3 protein-coding genes are annotated in these 3,303 nt (G+C 60.0%); all 3 read right to left on the reverse strand.

Features of this window, described 5'->3' with window-relative positions; translation table 11 throughout:
* Positions 1-1,108: hypothetical protein (locus NW820_RS09545; RefSeq protein WP_414407354.1), on the reverse strand; the 1,108-nt coding region annotated here is incomplete at its 3' end.
* Between the two features lie 38 nt (positions 1,109-1,146).
* Positions 1,147-2,265, reverse strand: a complete 1,119-nt coding sequence (gene cax / locus NW820_RS09550) for a calcium/proton exchanger (RefSeq protein ID WP_414407355.1) — start codon at positions 2,263-2,265, stop codon at positions 1,147-1,149.
* A 210-nt stretch (positions 2,266-2,475) separates the two neighbouring features.
* Entirely contained in the window at positions 2,476-3,246 is a 771-nt protein-coding gene (locus tag NW820_RS09555) for a hypothetical protein (RefSeq protein ID WP_414329723.1), read from the reverse strand.
* Positions 3,247-3,303: the final 57 nt, after the last annotated feature.

Genomic DNA, 3,303 nt, shown 5'->3' on the forward strand with positions numbered 1-3,303 from the left:
AGACGCTGGCAAAGGTGCTGAGGCGTTTGCTGAGGCGATAGGTGGGGGCATTTTGCTCTTGGCGCAGGGCAGCAAAGAGGTTATCCAGTACCAGTCCACTCAGCCAGACACTGCCATAGGTGGCCAGACCCACCCCTACCAACCGCAACAGAGGGCCGCGCAGCGAAACCAGGAAAAACGTTTGCAGGGGTCGCGTTTGTGGGAAAAGGCCCAAGCTCACCCCAACTCCGCCCACCCACAGGCCAATTTGCACCAGGCGCAGCAGGCGAATTTGCAGCTCTAAATAGGATTCCTGCCGTTTGCGTCCGGCCTGTTGTTCGACCAAGACGGGATCCACGCCCGGCTGCTCTTCCCCCGCTAGGCGCTCCTGAATCTCTGCTTGGATGGCCTGGTATTCCGTCTGCAGGGCATCGCGTTTTTGCTGCAGCCGTCGCCGTTTTCGCTGGCAGAGCTGGCTCAGGCTGCCCGCCACGGCCAAGATGCCGAGGGCAATCACCGCTTGGCGGCGCAAAAATTGAGGCTGCCGCTCCCGTTGCGAAGTGCGCAGCGCTTCCTCAACAATGCCGGCTACCTGCTCAGCCCAGTCCATGGGTTGGGCGCCCTGGAATTGAGCATCGAGGGAGGTGATGGTTAGCAAATGTCGCCCATTCACCCGGATAACAGGCTGGTTGGTCTGGCCGTCCAGGGTGACTTCAACCTGCAGCGCCTCTGGATCGAATCCGGCGCTGGCCAACTGGTGCAGGGTTTGTTCAATGGAGCGTACCCGCTGCAACACCGGCGGCAGGCTGCCGGGATCCCCCTGGGGAGCAGTAACCACAAACAAATGCCGCCCATCCAGCGTCACGGCCTCCGCCTGGACAGAGGAGGTGGGGAGGCTAAGCGCTTGCCGCAGCTCTTCTAGGGCATCCAAACGGTTGAGCAAAGGCAGGTTGGGGGCGGTGCCGTTGTTTTCAGCAGCTTCCTGCCCCCATGCGGGCCCGCCTATGGGGGATAGGGCAAAAGATGCACCGAAAAGGAGAGGCCACAACAGGGATCCCGTTTTCCTCGGCTTCGGCCTGCCTACCGTTCCCGTCAGCGGTGCGGGGCACCATTCGCAGCTTCGCAGCATGAGCCGTTTGCGTCAGCGGTGCAGAACACTTTAACGCCTCACTCCAGAAAGAAGAAAGCAATCCCGAGGATGGCATAGGTGGCCAAGAGCAGTAGCCCTTCCAGCCAGTTGGAGCGCCCATCGCTGCTGACGGAATTGATCAGCAGCACCGAGACTGCAATGGCCACCAACTCCACCATGCCGAAGTTAAAGTTCATGGGCTGATGCAGCACATCCCCGGCCAGCACCAGCAGGGGTGCCACAAACAGGGCAATCTGCATCGTCGAGCCCAGCGCCACCGAGAAGGAGAGATCCATCTTGTCTTTCATGGCCACCGTGATCGCCGTCGCATGCTCTGCCGCGTTGCCGATGATCGGCAACAAAATCACCCCCATAAACAGCGGCGTCATGTGAAAGTGTTCCAGCGTATCCTCTAGAGTGCTCACCAACAGTTCCGACTCCAGCGCCACCAGCACCGTCAACCCCAAGAGGATCAGCACCCAAAACCCCAAACCGGCCCGCTCAGGTGGAGCCGTCAGCACTTGGGGAATGGATCCCTCCGCCTGCAAAACCGGATTGGGGGCCAGGCGACTGGCCGCCTCATCTTCTGCGGCTTCCGCTTCGTGAAGGGTGTAGAGGTAGCTGTGGGTTTTGAGGGAAAACAGCAAAGTAAGACCGTAAACCCCGATCAGCACCAGGGCTACCGCCGTGGATAGCTCTTGGATGGAGATCTCCCCCAAGTTGGCATCGGCATAGGTGACCACGCTGGGCAAGATCAAGGCCACCACCGCCAGGTTCATCACCGAGGCATTCATGCGGGCCACCTCGGGTCGAAAGCTCTGCTCCCGAAACTTGATCCCGCCCAAAAACATGGCCAAGCCGGCCACCAGGAGCAGGTTACTGATGATCGCGCCGGTGATGGAGGCTTTCACCACATCCACCAACCCCGCCCGCAGTGCCACCAAGCCGATGATCAACTCCGCTGCATTGCCAAAGGTGGCGTTGATCAGCCCCCCAGCTGTCGGCCCTGTCAAGGCCGCGATCTCTTCCGTGGCCTGACCCATAAACTTCGCCAAGGCCACCACCGCCAAAGCCGCACAGAGGAAAACCAGGTTGGGATCCCAGCCCCGGAAGTGCCCCACCCAAGATAGGGGAACCCCCAACAGCAGCAGGAACATTATGCTGTTCAGACCTCTCTGCCAACCTGCCGCAGAGCGATCCGGCGAAACCAAAGGATTTGCGTTAGCCAGGGTCATGGTTCACAAGGGGAGAAAAGGTAGCGACGATGGAGGCTGTTTGGGTTTCGGGGAGCCAGATCCTCCATGGCCAGGAGTGACCATCTCCAAGAGTCTAACGGCTGCGAGGGGAGGTTGGATAGGTGCTGCTGGCTAGAGGGAGATAACCCGGTTGCGCTGCAACTGCCGGGCGATCTCGGCTCCCAATTGATCGGACAGATGCTGGGGATCGGCGATTTTCAAAAAACTGCTGCCCTCTACCTCAAAGGGAAAGGATCCCTCGATGCCGTCGCGGGGGAGTTGTACCAGCAGCAATTGTTCAGGGCGCTTCGATTGCAGGGCATAGCCCAACTCCAGACAGACCTGGGGGCTGGGTAGGGGACGCCCCCGGCCATTCACCTGCACAGGGGTTACATCGGCCACCACCAGCAGCGCGTGCTTGAGCTTGCGAATCAAGGCCGCGTCGATGAGCGGGGTCTCGGCCTCGGCGGGAAGGGATCCCTGAAGCTGTAGGGGCACAACCGGCCCGTGGTTGCGATTGAGGGTCTCTACCACGGCTTGCAATGCCCGGTGCAGAGTGGCGCTGGAGTCGGGGTAATCCGATTGGCCGCAGAAGTAGATGACCGGCTCGGTCATGTTCAGGGTGGCCCGCTTATTAAAGTAGATCTCACGGCTGATCAAATCGAGGTTGGAGATGCTGTAGGCGCCGCTGCCTTCTATGTAAAACTCCACCAGCTCTCCTTCCAGGTAGCGCTGCCACCATACGGAAGCCTTCACCTGCTCCACATCGTCGAGAAAGTCGGCCCGCATCGCCGTTTTCAAGAGGCCGGTACGGCTTAGGCGCAGGTCGGGGGCCCTCTGTTGGACTTGAGAAGCAGACAACACCGAATCCAAATACCAGGCTTTCAGGACGATGATCGCCATGGGATCCCTCTGCGCTCAGCCTTAAAGGTACGTGACATACTCCCACACTCATGCTGA

The organism is Synechococcus sp. R55.7, assembly GCF_047461955.1.
In the GTDB taxonomy this organism is placed as follows: Bacteria; Cyanobacteriota; Cyanobacteriia; order Thermostichales; family Thermostichaceae; genus Thermostichus.

Coding starts and splice junctions, on each gene's coding strand:
- NW820_RS09555 (WP_414329723.1), bottom strand. CDS start 3,246: ATGGCGATCATCGTCCTGAAAGCCTGGTATTTGGATTCGGTGTTGTCT.
- cax (WP_414407355.1), bottom strand. CDS start 2,265: ATGTTCCTGCTGCTGTTGGGGGTTCCCCTATCTTGGGTGGGGCACTTC.